This is a genomic window from Aeromonas diversa CDC 2478-85 (genome assembly GCF_000819805.1).
Lineage (GTDB): Bacteria > Pseudomonadota > Gammaproteobacteria > Enterobacterales > Aeromonadaceae > Aeromonas > Aeromonas diversa.
The window spans coordinates 136203-154783 of record NZ_CDCE01000027.1 but is presented as its reverse complement, the minus strand read 5'-3'; the positions used below and the strand labels follow the sequence as shown (position 1 = coordinate 154783).

At 61.6% G+C, this 18581-nt stretch carries 19 protein-coding genes; 11 read left to right on the top strand and 8 right to left on the bottom strand.

The window, feature by feature from the left end:
- Positions 1 to 48 precede the first annotated feature (48 nt).
- Positions 49 to 828 (top strand): AraC family transcriptional regulator, encoded by a 780-nt coding sequence (locus BN1121_RS09245; RefSeq protein ID WP_005351585.1) that lies wholly within the window; start codon positions 49 to 51, stop codon positions 826 to 828.
- Here the strand turns inward: BN1121_RS09245 and BN1121_RS09240 are convergent.
- Complete coding sequence (locus BN1121_RS09240) at positions 800 to 1027, bottom strand: hypothetical protein (RefSeq protein WP_005351583.1); 228 nt, start codon at positions 1025 to 1027, stop codon at positions 800 to 802. The genes BN1121_RS09245 and BN1121_RS09240 overlap by 29 nt on opposite strands.
- A gap of 272 nt (positions 1028 to 1299) precedes the next feature.
- Between BN1121_RS09240 and BN1121_RS09235 the strand changes: the two genes are divergently transcribed.
- Complete coding sequence (locus BN1121_RS09235; RefSeq protein WP_005351579.1) at positions 1300 to 2547, top strand: valine--pyruvate transaminase; 1248 nt, start codon at positions 1300 to 1302, stop codon at positions 2545 to 2547.
- A 51-nt stretch (positions 2548 to 2598) separates the two neighbouring features.
- On the opposite strand, the gene BN1121_RS09230 is transcribed toward BN1121_RS09235, so the two are convergent.
- The 3 genes from BN1121_RS09230 to BN1121_RS09220 all read right to left on the bottom strand — a co-directional run bounded on the left by BN1121_RS09230 (position 2599) and on the right by BN1121_RS09220 (position 5366).
- Entirely contained in the window at positions 2599 to 3042 is a 444-nt protein-coding gene (locus tag BN1121_RS09230; RefSeq protein ID WP_005351578.1) for an Hsp20 family protein, read from the bottom strand.
- A gap of 72 nt (positions 3043 to 3114) precedes the next feature.
- Positions 3115 to 3528: an Hsp20 family protein gene (locus tag BN1121_RS09225; RefSeq protein WP_005351577.1), complete on the bottom strand. Its 414-nt coding sequence runs from the start codon at positions 3526 to 3528 to the stop codon at positions 3115 to 3117.
- A 164-nt stretch (positions 3529 to 3692) separates the two neighbouring features.
- A complete protein-coding gene (locus BN1121_RS09220) occupies positions 3693 to 5366 on the bottom strand; it encodes an AMP-binding protein (RefSeq protein WP_043157389.1) in 1674 nt (557 codons plus the stop codon).
- Positions 5367 to 5579: 213 nt separating this feature from the next.
- On the opposite strand from BN1121_RS09220, the gene BN1121_RS09215 reads away from it, so the two are divergent.
- Positions 5580 to 6392, top strand: coding sequence for an MBL fold metallo-hydrolase (locus BN1121_RS09215; protein WP_005351575.1), 813 nt, complete (start codon positions 5580 to 5582; stop codon positions 6390 to 6392).
- Between the two features lie 31 nt (positions 6393 to 6423).
- On the top strand, positions 6424 to 7374 hold the full coding sequence (locus BN1121_RS09210; protein WP_005351574.1) for a GlxA family transcriptional regulator: 951 nt from the start codon (positions 6424 to 6426) through the stop codon (positions 7372 to 7374).
- Positions 7375 to 7473: 99 nt separating this feature from the next.
- Here BN1121_RS09210 and gyrB read toward each other — a convergent pair whose 3' ends face one another.
- Genes gyrB through dnaA form a run of 4 tightly spaced genes read right to left on the bottom strand, consistent with a single transcriptional unit; the run spans position 7474 to position 13471 of the window.
- Positions 7474 to 9885 carry a DNA topoisomerase (ATP-hydrolyzing) subunit B gene (gene gyrB / locus BN1121_RS09205; protein ID WP_005351573.1) on the bottom strand — a complete coding sequence of 804 codons (2412 nt, stop codon included), beginning with the start codon at positions 9883 to 9885 and terminating at the stop codon, positions 7474 to 7476.
- Positions 9882 to 10982, bottom strand: coding sequence for a DNA replication/repair protein RecF (gene recF, locus BN1121_RS09200; RefSeq protein WP_005351563.1), 1101 nt, complete (start codon positions 10980 to 10982; stop codon positions 9882 to 9884). The genes gyrB and recF overlap by 4 nt, the downstream gene beginning before the upstream one ends.
- Before the next feature lie 2 nt (positions 10983 to 10984).
- Positions 10985 to 12088, bottom strand: coding sequence for a DNA polymerase III subunit beta (dnaN, locus tag BN1121_RS09195; protein WP_005351562.1), 1104 nt, complete (start codon positions 12086 to 12088; stop codon positions 10985 to 10987).
- A 15-nt stretch (positions 12089 to 12103) separates the two neighbouring features.
- Positions 12104 to 13471, bottom strand: a complete 1368-nt coding sequence (gene dnaA, locus BN1121_RS09190) for a chromosomal replication initiator protein DnaA (RefSeq protein ID WP_005351561.1) — start codon at positions 13469 to 13471, stop codon at positions 12104 to 12106.
- A 289-nt stretch (positions 13472 to 13760) separates the two neighbouring features.
- On the opposite strand from dnaA, the gene BN1121_RS09185 reads away from it, so the two are divergent.
- The 7 genes from BN1121_RS09185 to yidC all read left to right on the top strand — a co-directional run bounded on the left by BN1121_RS09185 (position 13761) and on the right by yidC (position 18533).
- On the top strand, positions 13761 to 14510 hold the full coding sequence (locus tag BN1121_RS09185; RefSeq protein ID WP_005351560.1) for an amino acid ABC transporter substrate-binding protein: 750 nt from the start codon (positions 13761 to 13763) through the stop codon (positions 14508 to 14510).
- A complete protein-coding gene (locus tag BN1121_RS09180; protein WP_152424663.1) occupies positions 14511 to 15179 on the top strand; it encodes an amino acid ABC transporter permease in 669 nt (222 codons plus the stop codon). It abuts the gene before it with no gap.
- 10 nt (positions 15180 to 15189) lie between these two features.
- Positions 15190 to 15924 carry an amino acid ABC transporter ATP-binding protein gene (locus tag BN1121_RS09175; protein WP_005351557.1) on the top strand — a complete coding sequence of 245 codons (735 nt, stop codon included), beginning with the start codon at positions 15190 to 15192 and terminating at the stop codon, positions 15922 to 15924.
- Positions 15925 to 16187: 263 nt separating this feature from the next.
- On the top strand, positions 16188 to 16322 hold the full coding sequence (rpmH, locus tag BN1121_RS19435) for a 50S ribosomal protein L34 (RefSeq protein WP_005351555.1): 135 nt from the start codon (positions 16188 to 16190) through the stop codon (positions 16320 to 16322).
- On the top strand, positions 16322 to 16678 hold the full coding sequence (gene rnpA, locus BN1121_RS09170; protein WP_005351552.1) for a ribonuclease P protein component: 357 nt from the start codon (positions 16322 to 16324) through the stop codon (positions 16676 to 16678). Before rpmH ends, rnpA begins: the two co-directional genes overlap by 1 nt.
- Positions 16645 to 16893 (top strand): membrane protein insertion efficiency factor YidD, encoded by a 249-nt coding sequence (gene yidD / locus BN1121_RS19430; RefSeq protein WP_005351543.1) that lies wholly within the window; start codon positions 16645 to 16647, stop codon positions 16891 to 16893. Before rnpA ends, yidD begins: the two co-directional genes overlap by 34 nt.
- A 5-nt stretch (positions 16894 to 16898) precedes the next feature.
- Entirely contained in the window at positions 16899 to 18533 is a 1635-nt protein-coding gene (gene yidC / locus BN1121_RS09165; protein ID WP_005351541.1) for a membrane protein insertase YidC, read from the top strand.
- Positions 18534 to 18581: the final 48 nt, after the last annotated feature.

Sequence of the window (18581 nt, the reverse complement as noted above, 5' to 3'; positions counted from 1 at the left end):
TTGGCACATTACAATGATCGGGTCATTTAATAGCGAAAGTCCGCCATCATGGCCTTCATCACCCCCACCACCCGCTTCAATCCCGACCTGCTGACCCCCCCGGTGATCGGGATCGCCGCCGATCTGGGGCAGCACGACTCGGGACGCCATCACCACGCCCGCCATCAGTTGCTGTTCGCCAACCAAGGCTGCATCACCATAGAGCTGGCCGACACCCTGTGCGTACTGCCACCGACCCGGGCGGCCTGGATCCCGGCCGGCACTGGGCACCGCGCCCTGATGCGTGGCGTGGTAGCATACCGCTCGCTCTATTTCGCGCAGACGGCGGCGCCCACCTTGCCCCTCGGGGTGCTGGAGGTAAATCCCTTGTTGCGGGAGGTGATCGAGCGGATGGCCTTCTGGCCCTGGGATATGACGGCGCAGGCGCAACAGAGCCTGCTGACGGTGTGCGAGGAGGAGTTGCTGGCGGCCCCGCGCCAGCCGTGGCAGCTACCCTTCCCGCGCGATGCGCGGCTGGCAGCCTGGCTGGACGGGGTACGTGGCGGCGCGCTGCCGGAGCGATTGAATCAGCTGGCCAACCGGGTGGCAGCCAGCGAGCGCACCCTGGGGCGCATCTTCTTGCGCGAGACCGGCATGTCGTATCAGGCCTGGCGTCAGCAGTGGCGACTGCTGCGGGCAATGGAGCTGCTGGCCGAGTCGGGCAGTCTGAGCCAGACGGCCCAGGCCCTCGACTTTGCCAGCGACAGCGCCTTCATCGCTTTCTTTCGCCAGCACACGGGGCAGACCCCGCTGCGCTACCTTAACCACGGGGCTCCTCCGCGCTGCTGACCTCGGTCAGCATGACGCTGGGCTCCAGCGGGCGCAGGTTCTCCATGGCCTCGGCCACCACGGCAGCACTGGCCTCTGCCACTTCACTCTTCACTTCCTGATGCAAGCTTGCCAAATCCAGAGTCGGTCTCTCCCCAGTCTCATTGGCGTTAGCGGTCAGAGCCATGGTGGCAAACAGGGCGGCGATCAGGGTTTTCATATTGGATATCTCCATTGGGTTGATTACCCTATGGCTATTCCAAGTCTCGTGCCAAAAGTTAACGCCTTGATTTAATTAAGCTTTACCTCAAACACCGTTCTATAACTCTTCACCACGGTTAACCATTAACCACCGAGTGGTTTTTTTCACCACCTCACAGTTTCTGTTCCACGTGGAACGTCCACCTTGCCCGTCGACACCCGCCCCACCGCTGGGATAAGGTGGATCTCTTTCATAACAAAGCAGACGACACACAGGACGGACCCCTCACCATGGACTTCTCCAGCTTCGGCGAGAAATTTACCCGCCACGCCGGCATCACCCAGTTGATGGATGACCTCAACCAGGGGCTGACCAACCCCGACGCCATCATGCTCGGTGGCGGCAACCCGGCCCCCATCCCCGCCATGCTGGATCAGTTCCAGCAACAAGCGCAGGCGCTGCTGGAGAGCGGCGATCTGGTGCGTGCCATGGCCAACTACGACGGCCCGCAGGGAAAAGATCGCTTCATTGGTGCCTTGGCAGACCTGCTGCGCCGCGAACTGGGCTGGGACATCACGGCGCGCAACATCGCCCTGACCAACGGCAGCCAGAACGCGTTCTTCTACCTCTTCAACCTGCTGGCCGGCGAGTTTCCGGATGGCCGCAAGAAGAAGGTGCTCTTCCCCCTGGCCCCCGAGTACATCGGTTATGCCGATTCGGCCCTGAGCGAAGACCACTTCGTCGCCTACAAGCCGACCATAGAGAAGCTGCCCGAGGGGCAGTTCAAGTACCACGTCGACTTCGAGCACCTCGAGGTGGGCGATGACATCGGCGTCATCTGCGTGTCGCGCCCCACTAACCCCACCGGCAACGTGCTGACCGACGAGGAGATCGAGCACCTGGATCAGATCGCCCGTGCCAAGGGGATTCCACTGCTCCTCGACAACGCCTACGGCGTCCCCTTCCCCGGCATCATCTTCAGCGACGTGAAGCCGTTCTGGAACACCAACACCATTCTCTGCATGAGCCTCTCCAAGCTGGGACTACCGGGCACCCGCTGCGGCATCGTGATTGCCCAGGAGCCCATCATCCAGGCCATCACCAACCTGAGCGGCATCATCAACCTGGCACCGGGCAGCCTGGGGCCGGCCATGGCAATTCCGATGATCGAGAGCGGTGACATCATTACCCTGAGCGAGCAGGTGGTGAAGCCCTTCTACCGGGAGCGGGCCAACCTGGCGGTGAAGCTGCTGCGTGAGGCGATCCCCGATCCGCGCTTCCACATTCACAAGCCGGAGGGAGCGCTGTTTCTCTGGCTCTGGTTCGAAGACTTGCCCATTCACTGCGCCGAGCTCTACCAACGCCTCAAGGAGAAGAACCTGCTGATCGTCCCCGGCCACTACTTCTTCCCCGGCATCGACGATCCCGACTGGCGTCACAGCCAGGAGTGTATCCGCCTCAACTACGCCCAGAACGAAGACCTGGTGCGCCGCGGCATCGCCATCCTGGCGGACGAGATCAACGCCCTCTACGCCTGACGCTGACACAAAAAAGGCCTGCATTCGCAGGCCTTTCTCTTTTCACGCCGATCACTCGCCAGCAGGCAATGCCAAGGGCTCGGGTTTGCCAATGGCAATCTGGCGCGGCTTGAGGTGTTCGGGCAGCTCGCGGGCCAGTTCGATCTGCAGCAGGCCATGTTCGAGGCGTGCCCCCTGCACCTCCACGTGCTGGCTCAACTTGAACGACAGGGTGAAGTCCCGCTCGGCGATGCCCTGATGGAGAAAGCGGCGCTCCTCCTCAGACGGGCGCTTGAGCCCCTTGATGCTCAGGGTGCCCTGTTCGGTCTCAATATGCAGCTCGTCACGCTCGAAACCTGCCACCGCCACTGTGATCAGGTAACGCTCCTGCTCCAGCTTCTCGATGTTATAGGGAGGCCAGCCGACGCTCTTCTGTTCGAACAGCCCTTCCAGTTCGCGGGCCATCCGCTCGAAGCCAACCACATTGGGATACAGGGAAGAAAAATCGATACGCATGTCACTATCCTCATTCAAGCAATAGTCGGGGTGGCCGGGCCCGCAGCGCCCGGCCGGTTCATGTCGTGATAATCAGCCGTTGATGTCGATACGGCGGGGTTTCATCGCCTCGGGCACTTCGCGCACCAGGTCGACGTGCAGCAGGCCATTCTTGAGGTCGGCGCCCTTGACACGGACATAGTCGGCCAGCTGGAAGCGGCGCTCGAAGCCACGCTCGGCGATGCCCTGATAGAGGTAGTTGCGGCCGCTGTCAGCCTGCTTGCTCCCCTTCACGGTGAGCAGGTTTTCCTGGAAGCTGATCTCGAGCTCCTCCTGGGTGAAGCCGGCCACCGCCATGGTGATGCGGTAGTCGTGCTCGCCGAGCAGCTCGATGTTATACGGGGGATAGCCGCCATTGCCGTTGCTCGCGGCCGATTCGATCAGGCTGGCGAGACGGTCAAAACCGATGGCGGAACGATAGAGCGGAGAAAAGTCGAAATTACGCATGCTATTACCCTCATGTGAGCGATAACGGATGATGGCCCTCCGGTTGGACGGGCTAGCTGGTCGAAACCCCTGTCGGGCATTTCGGCCTTATCACCTATGTAGGGATGCCCTCATCGGCTTTCAAGGGGAGAATGCAAAAGAGGGCCGCAGCCCTCTCTCGTCCTTCAGCGGGTCGCCAGTTCGGCGTCCATCATCTCCTTCATGCGAAACTTCTGCAGCTTGCCGGTCACCGTCATGGGGTACTCCTCGACGAAGCGAATGTATTTGGGCACCTTGAAGTAGGCAATGCGCTCCTCAAGATAGGCGCGCAGCGCCCCCTCGTCGAGCAGGGCGCCGGCCTTGAGGCGTACCCAGGCGCACACCTCCTCCCCGTAGCGATCGCTGTCGACACCGAACACGGCGGCATCTTGCACGTCCGGGTGGGTGTAGATGCGATCCTCGATCTCCTTGGGGTAGATGTTCTCGCCACCGCGGATGATCAGCTCCTTGAGGCGGCCCACCACCTGCACGTAACCCTCCTCGTCCATCAGGCCGAGATCCCCCGAGTGCAGCCACCCCCCATCATCTATGGTGGCCGCCGTCTTGGCCGGGTCTTCCCAGTAGCCCAGCATGACGTTGTAACCGCGACAGCAGATCTCCCCCCGTTGGCCCACCGGCACTGTGTTGCCCTCCAGGTCCACCAGCTTGATCTCGGTGTGGGGCAGCACCCTGCCCACCGTGGTCACCCGCTTCTCCAGTGGCGCGTCGATGGCGGTCATGTGGTTGATCGGGCTGCACTCGGTCTGGCCGTAGGCGATGGTCACCTCGGTCATGTGCAGCAGGGTCTGCACCTTGCGCATCAGATGCTCCGGGCAGAGTGCGCCGGCCATGATGCCGGTGCGCAGGGAGGACAGGTCATAACGCTCGAAGTCGGGCAGCGCCAGCTCGGCGATGAACATCGTCGGCACCCCGTGCAGGGCGGTGCAGCGCTCCTCGCTCACCATGGCGAGGGTCTCGACTGCATCGAACGACTCGGCCGGGAACAGGGCGCAGGCGCCGACGCTGAGGCAGACCAGGTTGCCGAGCACCATGCCGAAACAGTGGTAGAGCGGCACCGGGATGCAGAGGCGATCTTGCTCGCTAAAAGCCATACCGGCGGCCACCAGCCTGGCATTGTTGAGGATGTTGCTATGGGTCAGGGTCGCCCCCTTGGGGTTGCCCGTGGTGCCCGAGGTAAACTGGATATTGATGGGGTCGCTCGCGGTGAGCGTCGCGGCCACCCGCTCCAGCTCGGTCTGGGGTGTGGCATCGCCACGCGCCTGCAGATCGGCGAAATTGAGCATGCCCGCCGTGGCGCCACTCCCCAGCCGGATCACCCACTCCAGGCTCGGCAACAGGGCAGAGCACAGGGCCCCGGGGGCACACTGTTCCAGCTCGGGGGCCAGGGTCTGCAACATGGCCAGATAGTCGCTGCCCTTAAACCCCTCGGCACAGATGAGGGCACGGCAGCCCACGTTGTTGATGGCGAACTCCAGCTCACTGCGCCGATAGGCCGGGTTGATACAAACCATGATGGCGCCGATGCGTGCAGTGGCGTACTGCACCAGGCACCACTCGATGTTATTGGGGGACCAGATCCCCACCCGGTCGCCGGGGCGGATACCGATGGCGAGCAGGCCGCGAGCAACCCGGTCGACCTCGCTCAGGTAGTCGCGCCAGCTCCAGCGGATCTGCTGGTGGCGCACTACCACGGCGGGGCGGTCGGGATAACGGCGGGCGATGTCGACGAGCTGCTCGCCGAGGGTGAGGTCGATGAGGGGCATCTCCTCGCCCCCCTTTCGATAGCTGAGCATTGTCATGTTGGCTCCTTGCCTGGGTGGAAAGATGCCTACTGCACGGCTGGCGTATAAGGTGCCATGTTAACTTAATGTAAATTTGCACCTCCCAACAGCCGACTTTGGTCGCAAGTTGGCGTTGGCCCAATCCTTACGGTTATCGACCTTCAGGCCACTACCCCCTGTGGCGCACCGGCGGCACACTGGAGCCTCACTACACACACTCGAGGCTCCCCCATGAAGATCACCCAGGTTCGTAACGCCACCCTGCTCATCGACTACGCCGGTCAGCGCTTTCTGATCGACCCCATGCTGAGCGAACGGGGCAGCTTCCCCGGCTTCGCCGGCACCGCCAACAGCCACCTGCGCAATCCCTTGGTCGACCTGCCCCTGCCACTCGACACCCTCACCCGGGTCGATGCCATCCTGGTCACCCACCGCCACCCGGATCACTGGGACGAGACCGCCAGCCGCCGCTTGCCCAAGGATCTCCCCCTGTTTGCCCAGCACGCCGACGACGCCGCCGGGTTTGTGGCTGAGGGCTTTCGCGACGTGCGCCGCCTCGATCGGGTGGCAGGGTTCGGCGATATCCATTTGCACCGTACCGGCGGCCAGCACGGTGGCGAGGTGGTGATGGCGGCGCTCGGGACACGCCTCGGCGAGGTGTGCGGCGTGGTCTTCAGCCACCCGGACGAACCGACTCTCTACCTGGCGGGTGATACCGTCTGGCACCCGGCGGTGGCCGAGGCCCTCGCCACCCACACCCCTGATGTGGTGGTGCTCAACTGTGGCGACGCCCAGTTTCCGGAGCTGGGGCGCATCATCATGGGCAGCGATGATGTGTTAGCCGTGTGCCACGCTGCCCCACAGGCCACCCTCATCGCCAGCCACATGGAGGCAGTCAATCACGCCACCCTGAGCCGGGCAGCCCTGCGCGATACCCTGACCGCCCACGGCATGCAGGATCGGGTGCGAATCCCCCAAGACGGGGAGAGCCTGACCTTCCCGGCCACCGCGCCCGTGGCCCACACCCCGTCGCCGCGTTTATGATGGCGCTACGATCCTGAGCAGTGAGGTGCCCATGTCCATTCCCGTCGTCGCCGTGGTGGCTTGCGGCCATTTCAGCCCCTTCCACCTGTCGGTACCCTGTCTGGTATTTGGCGACGTGTTGCCGGGCCAGCCCTTGTTTACCTTGCGCCTGTGTGCCGGCGAGCAAGGTCTGCCCGGCTCGGCCCAGGGTTTTAGCCTCGCCACCCCCTTCGGACTGGAGGGACTCAATGACGCCGACATCGTCATAGTGCCCCACTGGCGCGATCCCGCCGAGCGGCCCCCGGCCCCCCTGCTCGACGCCCTGGTGCGCGCCCACGCCCGCGGTGCCACCCTGGTTGGCCTGTGCCTCGGCACCTATGTGCTGGCCCACACCGGCCTGCTCGACGGGCGCCGCGCCGCCACCCATTGGGAGCTGGAGCACGACTTCGTACGGCGCTTCCCCACCGTTAGCCTCGACACCAACGCCCTCTACGTGGACGATGGGCGCCTCGTCACCTCGGCCGGCACCGCCGCCGGGCTGGACTGTTGTCTCTACCTGCTACGCCAGGTGCATGGCGGCGCTCTTGCCAACCGGGTCGCCCGACGCCTGGTGGTGCCACCTCACAGGGACGGCGGCCAGGCCCAGTTCATCGAACAGCCGGTGCCCGCCTCCACCCGCGACGTCCGCATCAACCAACTGCTCGATCACCTGCGTCGGCACCTGGCCGACCCTCATCCCATCGACAGCCTGGCGGCGCACAGCCTGATGAGCCGACGCACCTTCACCCGCCACTTCCAGCAAGCAACCGGCCTGTCGGTCGGCGCCTGGTTGCAGGCAGAGCGGTTGCGACGCAGTCAGGAGCTGCTGGAGAGCAGCCAGCACGGAGTTGAACGCATCGCCGAACTGACCGGCTTTGGCAGTGCGGCCTCCCTGCGCCACCACTTCCGGGCCCGCTTCGGCGTCTCCCCCGGCGAGTGGCGCCGCACCTTTCGTGGTGGTTGATGCATTCCTGAACCACGTCGCGTTTCACGTGGAACGTGCCCACCAAAAACAAAAGCCGGTCACAGGGACCGGCTTTCTCATGCTTGGCGTATCGGACGATTAGACGTCGAGGTTGGCGACCCGCAGGGCGTTGGTCTCGATGAAGTCACGACGCGGCTCAACGGCGTCACCCATCAGGGTGGAGAAGAGCTGGTCGGCACCGACGGCGTCCTCGATGGTCACGCGCAGCATGCGGCGGGTCTCCGGATCCATGGTGGTTTCCCACAGCTGCTCCGGGTTCATCTCACCCAGTCCCTTATAACGCTGGATATAGATGCCGCGCTTGCCTTCACCCATCAGCCACTCGACCGCCTCGACGAAGCTGGTGACCGGCTTGACCTTCTCGCCACGCTTCACGAAGCCGCCTTCCTCGATGAGGTTGGCGATCTCCTTGCCCAGGGCAACCAGCTGTTGGTACTCCGGGGATTGCAGGAAGTCGTGGCTGAGCGGGAACTCGCGCTCGATACCGTGCTGGCGAACCAGGGCGACCGGGATGAAGAGGCTACGCTCCTCGTCACGACGCGGCACCAGGTTGTACTGCACACCGTTGGTGCTCTCGTTCAGCTTGAGGTTGACGGCATCACACCATGCCTTGAGGGCGGCCTCATCGACCAGCAGCTCGTCGCTCAGGGCCGGGTGGTAGATCAGCTGATCCAGTACCGCCTCGGGGGCACGCCGTGACATGCGACCGATCAGGCTGGTCACGGAGCGATACTGATTGACCAGACGCTCCAACGCGCTACCCGAGATGGCCGGGGCCGACTCGTTGACGTGGAGGCTCGCCTCGTCCAGCGCCATGGTGGTCTGGTATTGCAGCAGGGCGTCTTCGTCTTTCAGGTACTGCTCCTGCTTACCCTTCTTGACCTTGTAGAGCGGCGGCTGGGCGATATAGACGTAGCCACGCTCGATGATCTCGGGCATCTGACGATAGAAGAAGGTCAGCAGCAGGGTCCGGATGTGGGCACCATCGACGTCCGCATCGGTCATGATGATGACGTTGTGGTAGCGCATCTTGTCCGGATTGTACTCGTCGCGGCCGATGCCGCAGCCGAGTGCGGTGATCAGGGTGCCGACCTCCTGAGAGGAGATCATCTTGTCGAAGCGCGCCTTCTCTACGTTCAGGATCTTGCCCTTGAGCGGCAGGATGGCCTGGTTCTTCCGGTTACGACCCTGCTTGGCGGAACCGCCCGCAGAGTCACCCTCGACTATGTAGAGTTCAGAGAGCGCCGGATCTTTTTCCTGGCAGTCGGCCAGCTTGCCGGGCAGGCCGGCGATGTCCAGGGCACCCTTGCGGCGGGTCATCTCGCGCGCCTTGCGGGCCGCCTCACGGGCACGGGCCGCGTCGATGATCTTGTTGACCACGATCTTGGCGTCGCCCGGGTTTTCCAGCAGGAAGTCGGCCAGCTTGTCGGCCATGGCCTGCTCGACGGCGGTCTTCACCTCGGAGGAGACCAGCTTGTCCTTGGTCTGGGAGGAGAACTTGGGATCCGGCACCTTGACCGAAATGACCGCCACCAGGCCTTCGCGCACGTCGTCGCCGCTGGCGGAGGTCTTGGCCTTCTTGCTGTAGTCTTCCTTGTCCATGTAGCTGTTCAGGGTACGGGTCAGGGCGGCACGGAAGCCGGCTAGGTGGGTACCACCGTCACGCTGCGGGATGTTGTTGGTGAAGCAGTACACCCCTTCCTGATAGCCGTCGTTCCACTGCATGGCGACTTCGACACCGATGCCATCCTGGTCGGCGCTGAAGTGGAACACCTTCTGGTGGATCGGGGTCTTGCTCTGGTTCAGGTACTCGACGAAGGCCTTGATACCGCCCTCGTAGCAGAAGTGCACCTCACGACCATCGCGCTCGTCGGCGAGCAGGATGGAGACGCCGGAGTTGAGGAAGGAGAGCTCGCGCAGGCGCTTGGCCAGGATCTCATAGTGGAACAGGGTGTCGCTGAAGATGGTCGGGCTCGGCCAGAAACGCACCTCGGTACCCGTGGTGGTAGCATCGCCGATCTGCTTGAGGGGCGCCTGCGGCTCACCCAGCTTGTAGGTCTGCTCGTAGACATGGCCCTGACGGCGGATGGTCAGCTTGAGGGTATCGGAGAGCGCGTTCACCACGGAAACCCCCACCCCGTGCAGACCACCGGAGACCTTGTAGGAGTTGTCGTCAAACTTACCGCCCGCGTGCAGCACGGTCATGATGACCTCGGCGGCAGAGCGTCCCTCTTCCGGGTGAATGTCGACCGGGATACCACGGCCGTTATCGCGTACCGAGACGGAACCGTCGGAGTGGATCTTGACCTGAATCTCGGTGCAGTAGCCAGCCAGAGCCTCATCGATGGAGTTGTCGACCACTTCGAACACCATGTGGTGCAGGCCAGAGCCATCGTCCGTGTCGCCGATATACATCCCCGGGCGCTTGCGGACCGCATCCAGGCCCTTCAGTACCTTGATACTCGAGGAGTCGTAAGTGTTCTCACTCATAGCTTACTCTCTGCCTTCTTGGGTTCGGAGATCTTGCCTTGTTCCACGTGGAACAACTTGCACTCGCCGGCATCCATCATGTCGGCCAGCTGCTCGATGTCGATGGCGGTGATAAACACCTGGGAGGCACACTCCCTCAGCCGGGTCGCCAACAGGCGACGCTTCTCGACATCCAGTTCCGAGGCAAAATCGTCAATTAAAAAAATGCAGCCACGGCCACTCTGCTCACGCAGGAATACCCCCTGTGCCAGACGCATGGCACACACCAGCAGCTTGAGCTGGCCACGAGAGAGAATGTCCTGGGCAGGCACACCATTGGCCTTGAGGCGAACATCCGCCTTCTGGGGACCCACGCCGGTATAGCCGAGCGCCCTGTCCCGCTCAAATCCCGCCACCAGCAGTTCGTCCAGCGGCGTCTCTTTTTCCCAGCCTCGGTAGAAGCCGAGACTGATATCAAATTCGGGCAGGAAATCTGCCGTCATCTCCCGGATCAGGGGAGAAATGGCCTGACAGTAATTGGCGCGCAGCTGGGCCAGCTCCTCGCCAAGCCTTGCCAGCTCCTGATCCCAGAACGCCAGTTGGCGATACTGGCTGGCGGTACGCAGCAAGGCATTGCGCTGCTTGAGCAGCCGCTTCACCTTGCCCCACAGACTCAGGAAACCGGGCTCGCAGTGAAACAGACCCCAGTCGAGCCAGGCCCGGCGTGGCTGTGGTCCACCGGTCAACAGGTTGAAACCGTCGGGGTGGATCAGCTGGACCGGCATCAGCTCGGCCAGCTCGGCCAACGCCTTGGCCGGCGCTCCGTCGATCTTGAGCTGGGTCTCCCCGCTCTTATCCTTGGAGAGACCGACCGGTATCGCCTCACCCTCTCGCTCCATGCGGGCAAACAGGGTGAAGGCCTTCTCTCCCTGGCGGATCACCCGACCGGTGAGATGGGTGCGAAACGAGCGTCCCAACCCCAGGTAGTGGATCGCCTCCAGCACGCTGGTCTTGCCACTACCGTTGCGCCCGATCAACACATTGAGACCGGGTGCCAGATCCAGAGCAGCCTGTTCGATATTACGGAACTGGCCAATCTGTAGCCGGGAGAGGGTCACGACTAGATCCGCATCGGCATGACGATGTACTGGGCGTCCTGACTCTCCAGATCCTCGATGATGGCGCTGCTGATGGAGTCACCCAGGCTGATCCGGATTTGCTCGCATTTTAACGTATTCAGCACGTCGAGCACATAAGAGACGTTGAAGCCGATCTCCAGCTCGCCCGCAGGGTACTGGACGTCGAGCAACTCCTCGGCCTCCTCTTGCTCCGGGTTGTTGGCGGTGATACGCAGCAGGTTCTCCTGCAGGTTCAGGCGCACACCCCGGAACTTCTCGTTGGAGAGGATGGCGGCACGAGCGAAGGCCTGACGCAGATCTTCACGACCCGAGATCAACGCCTTGTCGTTACCGCGCGGGATGACCCGACGCCAGTCGGGGAAACGGCCGTCCACCAGCTTGGAGGTGTAGATAAAGCCATCCAGCACGGCGCGCAGGTTACTGCGACCGATCTGCAGGCGAACCGGCTTCTCTTCGGCCTCGAGCAGGCGCACCAGCTCCAGCACCCCCTTGCGCGGCAGTATGACCTGATGATCGGGCAGCGCATCTTGCACCACTTCGCGGCGACAAGTAGCCAGACGGTGACCGTCGGTGGCGACGGTACGCAGCCCCAGACCCTCGGTCTCGAACAGCATGCCGTTGAGGTAGTAGCGCACGTCCTGGCTGGCCATGGAGAACTGGGTCGCCTCGATGAGGCGCTTGAGCTCCAGCTGGCTGATGTCGAACTCGAGCACGGATTCCCAGTCCTCGATGTTCGGGTACTCGCTGGCCGGCAGGGTAGAAAGGTTAAAGCGGGAGCGTCCGGAACGGATGATGAGGCGCTCCCCCTCGGTAGTGAGGTGAATGTCGGCCCCTTCCGGCAGGCCACGGCAGATATCCAACAGCTTGCGCGCCGGCACAGTGGTGCGACCGTCTTGACTCGCGCCGAGCAGGGGTACCTGACCGACCATCTCCACCTCAAGGTCCGTACCCGTCAGCGAAAGTGAGCCATTACTCACATCAATCAGGACGTTGCCAAGAATGGGCAGGGTCGGTCGGCCACCGAGGGCGCCGGACACCAGTTGCAGGGGACGTAACAGGGCCTCACGGCTAATTTCGAGCTGCATCTGTGTTCTCCGTTATCAGGAAGAGAGGGTGCGGATCAGGTTGGAGTAGTCTTCCTTGATGTCGTGACTCTCTTCACGCAGCTGCTCTATCTTGCGACAGGCGTGCAGCACTGTGGTGTGGTCACGGCCACCGAAGGCGTCGCCGATCTCGGGCAGGCTGTGGTTGGTCAGTTCCTTGGCCAGGGCCATGGCGAGCTGACGCGGGCGCGCCACCGAGCGGGAGCGGCGCTTGGAGAGCAGGTCCGCCACCTTGATCTTGTAGTACTCGGCCACCGTCTTCTGGATGTTGTCGATGGTGACCAGCTTCTCTTGCAGGGCCAGCAGATCGCGCAGGGCCTCGCGCACGAAGTCGATGTTGATGGCGCGGCCGGTGAAGTTGGCGTTGGCGATGACCCGGTTGAGGGCCCCTTCCAATTCACGCACGTTGGAGCGCAGGCGCTTGGCGATGAAGAAGGCCACCTCGTCGGGAAGATGGATCTTGTTCTCTTCGGCCTTGCGCATCAGGATCGCGACCCGGGTCTCCAGCTCAGGCGGCTCGATCGCCACGGTCAGGCCCCAGCCAAAGCGGGACTTGAGTCTGTCCTCCACCCCGTCGATCTCCTTGGGATAACGATCGGAGGTGAGAATGATCTGCTGATTGCCTTCGAGCAGGGCGTTGAAGGTGTGGAAGAACTCCTCCTGGGAGCGCTCCTTGTTGGCGAAGAACTGAATGTCATCGATGAGCAGGGCGTCCACACTGCGGTAGTAGCGCTTGAACTCCTCGATGGCGTTGTTCTGCAGCGCCTTCACCATGTCCTGCACGAACCGCTCGGAGTGCATGTAGATGACCTTGGCATCCTGCTTGCGGTCTTTGATGGCGTTACCCACCGCATGGAGCAGGTGAGTCTTACCGAGACCGGTCCCCCCATAGAGGAACAGCGGGTTGTAGGCGCCACCCGGGTTATCCGCCACCTGGCGGGCCGCCGCACGGGCCAACTGGTTCGACTTACCCTCGACAAAGTTGTCGAAGGTATAGTTAACGTTGGTGTTGCTCTTGTGATTGGGCTCGGGCTTGGCTTCCGGCTTGTTATCCCAGCTCTTCTGTGGGTTATGCACAGGCGCCGCGCCCCGTACGGGGGCACGGGTCACCACCGGATTGGTGCGACTGCCGATGTCGAAGCGCAAGGCTGGACCGTCGACGCCGCACAGCTCCTTGATGATGCCATTAACGCGGATCAGATACTTGTCTCGCACCCAGTCGAGCACGAAGCGATTCGGGGCATACAGGGTCAGAGTATCTTCACTCAACTCCGCTTGTAGCGGCCGGATCCACATGCTGAATTCTGCCGAGGGCAACTCATCTTGCAGCCGGTTAAGGCACTGCTGCCATAGCGAAGCAGTCACTCTAAACTCCCGTAACAGTGTTGAATCAAAGACCGACTATTGTACGTTTTTGGGGGGGGGATCACCAGCGATCGCCTCCTGGATCCAACAAATAAGATCCTTGACTTTCAAGGATCCAAGGCCTTGTCTTAGTGATTCATCCCCAAAGTTACCCACAGGATGATCCAACGCAGAATCCCCCCCGTTTGGTTATTGCATATAACCAAAACGTATTTTTTATATATGTTTTATTTCTTTAGCATCACCACCAAACAACATAACAATGAATCAGACACAGAGAGGTAATTCCATGTCCATCAAGCTGATTTCCGGCGCCGCCATCCTGCTGGCCGCTCTTTCCACCGGCGTTCATGCCGAGACCATCAAGGTCGGCATGTCCGGTAAATACTTCCCGTTCACCTTCGTCAAACAAGACAAGCTGCAAGGCTTCGAGATCGACATGTGGAACGAGATCGGCAAGCGCACTGGCGATCAGGTCGAGTTTGTCACCGCCAGCTTCTCCGGCCTGTTTGGCATGCTGGAAACTGGCAAGATCGACACCATTTCCAACCAGATCACCATCACCGACGAGCGCAAGGCCAAGTACAACTTCTCCCAGCCCTACGTCTATGACGGCGCCCAGATAGTGGTGCGCAAGGGTAACGACACCATCCAGGGCCTGGCCGATCTGGCCGGCAAGAAGGTGGCCGTGAACCTCGGTTCCAACTTCGAGCAACTGCTGCGCAAGAACGATCCCGAGAAGAAGATCGATATCCGTACCTATGACTCGGCCTTCGAGCAAGACGTCGCCCTGGGTCGTATCGACGCCTTCGTGATGGACCGCGTCTCCACCGCCCAGCTGATCAAGGAATCCAAGCTGCCGCTGCAACAAGCCGGCAAGCCGTTTGAGACCCTGGAAAACGCCCTGCCCTTCCTGAAAACCCCGGAACAGGAAGCGTTGCTGAAGAAAGTCGACGGCGCCCTGACCACCATGCGTGCCGACGGCACCCTGCGCCAGATCTCCGAGAAGTGGTTCGCGGCCGACATCACCAGCAAATAAATGATGGAATTCGACGTCGAGTACACCCTGGGGCTGTTTCCCATCCTGCTCAAATACTTGGGCACCACGATGGAGATGGCCCTCTGGGGGTTCGCGCTGGCACTCGTCCTGTCGCTGATGTTGGCGATAGTACGAGTGTTTCGCGTTCCCGTGATCCACTGGCTGGCCATGCTCTACATCTCCTTCTTCCGGGGGACGCCACTGCTGGTCCAGCTGTTTCTGCTCTACTATGGCCTGCCGCAGGTCTTCCCGATCTTCGTCGGGATGGACGCCTTCACGGCCGCCGTGGTGGGCCTCACCCTGCACTTCGCCGCCTACATGGCCGAGTCGATCCGCGCCGCCATCCTGGGTATCCACAAGAGCCAGATGGAGGCAGCCCTCAGCATAGGAATGAGCCGGCTGCAGGCGATGCAGCGGATCATATTGCCCCAGGCGGCCCGTATCGCGTCGCCGTCCCTGATGAACTACTTCATCGACATGATCAAGAGCACCTCGCTGGCCTTCACCTTCGGGGTGGCCGAGCTGATGGGTAAGGCGCAGATGGAGGCATCCTCCTCTTTCCGCTTCTTCGAGAGCTTCATGGCGGTGGCGCTCATCTACTGGGTAGTGGTGATCGTCTTCACCCGCTTGCAGCACCTGCTGGAGCTGCGTCTCAACCGGGCTTATTGAGGAGGCCGCCATGATTAAACTGACCGGCCTGCGCAAGGCCTATGACGGCAAGACGGTGCTCGATGGCATCGATCTGGAGGTGGGCAAGGGCGAGATAGTGGTCATCATAGGTCCCTCCGGGACCGGCAAGTCCACCCTGCTGCGTTGCCTCAATCTGTTGGAGACGCCGGACGCAGGCACCCTGGCCATCGACGATCTGAGCCTGAACCTGGCGAACGTCAGCGACCGTCAGGCGATCGAGCTGCGCAAGCGCGCCTCGTTCGTGTTTCAGAACTACGCCCTGTTTGCCAACAAGACGGCCCAGCAAAACATCGCCGAGGGGCTGGTGACCGTGTGGAAGCAGCCGCGCGCCGAGGCCGATGCCACCGCGCTCGGCATACTGCGCGACATCGGCCTCGAGGAGAAGAAGGATGCCTACCCCTCTTCCCTCTCCGGCGGCCAACAGCAACGAGTGGGGATAGGCCGGGCCATGGCTGCCCACTCCAAGGTGATTCTGTTCGACGAGCCCACCTCGGCGCTCGACCCCGAGTGGGTCGACGAGGTACTCGGGCTGATGAAACAGCTGGCGCGCCGCCACCAGACCATGGTGGTGGTGACCCACGAGATCGAATTTGCCCGCGAGGTGGCGGATCGAGTGATCTTCATGGAGGGAGGCCGCATCGTCGAGCAGGGGCCGCCGGCCGAGATCCTGGTCGACCCCCAGGATCCCAGAACCCGCACCTTCCTGCGAAAAGTACTCAAGTAGACTCTGTGTTTGGCGGCGAAAGCCGCCTTTTTTCGCAGAGGATCCTTGTGCCTGAGCGGGTAGCCAGTATAATCCGGTGCCCGCGATCCACCGGGATCGTGCGTTGGCAGGGCCGCAAGGTGTTGCCAGCAATCCCCGGCGGATTGACTAAAAGCCGAACTCTGTTTAGAATTCGGCCTCTTTTGCTAGTCGTCACACGCTATTAGCTGGCGCGTCGGCTAAAGTGTGACAATCAAAACTGTACAGTAAGACGGTAAAAAATCATGAAACGTACTTTCCAACCCTCCAACCTGAAGCGCAAGCGCACTCACGGTTTCCGCGCTCGTATGGCCACTGCCAACGGTCGTAAAGTTCTGGCCGCTCGTCGTGCCAAGGGTCGTGCTCGCCTGGTAGTTTAATGCCAACGCACACCTTCCCCCGGGAGTTACGTCTGCTAACTCCCGATCATTTCAAGCGTGTATTCGCAGAGCCTGTCCGGGCCGCTTCTCCGCAATTAACCCTCCTCGCTGTTCCCAATTCTCTCGATCATCCCCGACTCGGTCTTGCCGTGCCCAAAAAGGCCCTCAAGCGTGCCGTCTGGCGCAACCGTGTCAAACGCGTCGTTCGTGAGAGTTTCCGCCTCAAGCAACATCAACTGCCGGCCATCGACATCGTCGTGATAGCCAAGGCTGGTGTGCGCGAGATGGATAACGAGGAACTGTTCAAGTTACTGGAAAAGCTATGGCGCACCCTGTCACGCCGTTGCAATGGGTAGCCATCAAGCTGATACGTGTGTATCAACTGGTGATCAGCCCCCTGCTGGGACCCCGTTGTCGCTTTACCCCGACTTGTTCTCAATACGCGATAGAAGCCATCCGACTTCACGGTTTCATAACTGGCATTTGGTTAGGCGGTAAACGTCTATTAAAATGCCACCCCTTATCCGAGGGTGGTTATGACCCGGTTCCGCAACCCAAGCGAAGAAACTGACGACTATGGAATCTCAACGCAATCTACTTTTGATCGGTCTGCTGTTCGTGAGCTTTCTGCTCTGGCAACAGTGGGAAACCGACAAGGCTCCGAAGCCGGCTCCGACTGTTGCCGCGCAGACCGAGCATTATGTCCCTGCCGGTCAGTCTGCTGACGTCCCCCAGGTTGCCGAGCAGGCCAATGCCGCCCGCAAGCTGATCACTGTCTCTTCCGACGTGCTCAAGCTGACTCTGGATACCCAGGGCGGCGACATCGTCAAGGCCGAGCTGCTGGCTCACAGCCTGGAGCAAGGCAAGGATCAGCCGTTTGTACTGCTGGAAACCGGCAAGCATCTCTACATCGCCCAAAGCGGCCTGATCGGTCGCGATGGTCCGGACACCCGTCCGGAGGGTCGCCCCACCTATAACGCCGAGCAAACCAGCTACACCCTGGCCGACGGTCAGGAGAGCGTGGTGGTCCCGATGAGCTGGACCAACGATCAGGGCGTCACCTTTACCAAGGAATTCGTGCTCAAGCGCGGCGACTACGCCGTTGGCGTCGACTACAAGATCGACAACAAGAGCGCGCAGCCGGTGCAGGTACAGTTCTACGGTCAGCTGAAACAGACCATCGCCACGCCGGAAGGCCAGCAGGGTCACGCCATGGTGGCCAGTGCCTACCGCGGCGGCGCCTTCTCCAGCGCGGACACTCGCTACAAGAAGTACTCCTTCGACGAGATGAAGGAAGCCAACCTGGAGAAGAGTACCCAGGGTGGTTGGGTTGCCATGCTGCAACACTACTTCGTGACCGCCTGGGCTCCCCAGGCCGATCAAGGCAACACCTTCTACACCCGCGTGGTCGATAACAGCCAGCAGGCCATCATCGGCTTCAAGGCGCCGGCCGTCGACATCGCCGCCGGTACCACCGCAGAGGTTGAAGGCAAGCTGTGGATTGGTCCCAAGCTGCAAGACCAGATGGCCAAGGTGGCCAACCACCTGGACCTGACCGTCGACTACGGCTGGCTCTGGTTCATCGCCCAGCCCCTGCACTGGCTGCTGACCGTATTCCACGGCCTGGTACAGAACTGGGGTCTGGCCATCATCATGCTGACCTTGCTGGTGCGCGGCATCATGTTCCCGCTGACCAAGGCCCAGTACACCTCCATGGCCAAGATGCGCATGCTGCAGCCCAAGTTGGCCGCCCTGCGCGAGCGCTTTGGCGACGACCGCCAGAAGATGTCCCAGGGCATGATGGAGCTGTACAAGAAGGAGAAGGTCAACCCGCTCGGCGGCTGCCTGCCGATCCTGGTCCAGATGCCGATCTTCATCGCCCTCTACTGGGCCCTGATGGAATCGGTCGAGCTGCGCCACGCACCGTTTGCCCTGTGGATCCACGACCTGTCGGTCAAGGACCCCTTCTTCGTGCTGCCGCTGCTGATGGGTGCCTCCATGTGGTTCCTGCAGAAGATGAGCCCGACCACCATCACAGACCCGATGCAACAGAAGGTGATGAACTTCATGCCGATCATCTTCACCTTCATGTTCCTCTGGTTCCCGGCCGGTCTGACCCTCTACTGGCTGGTGAGCAACGTCATCTCCATCATCCAGCAGACCGTCATCTACCGTCAGCTGGAGAAGAAGGGCCTGCACACTCGCAGCTAACCCTGATTCCCATGACAAAAGGCGGCCAGAAGGCCGCCTTTTTTATTA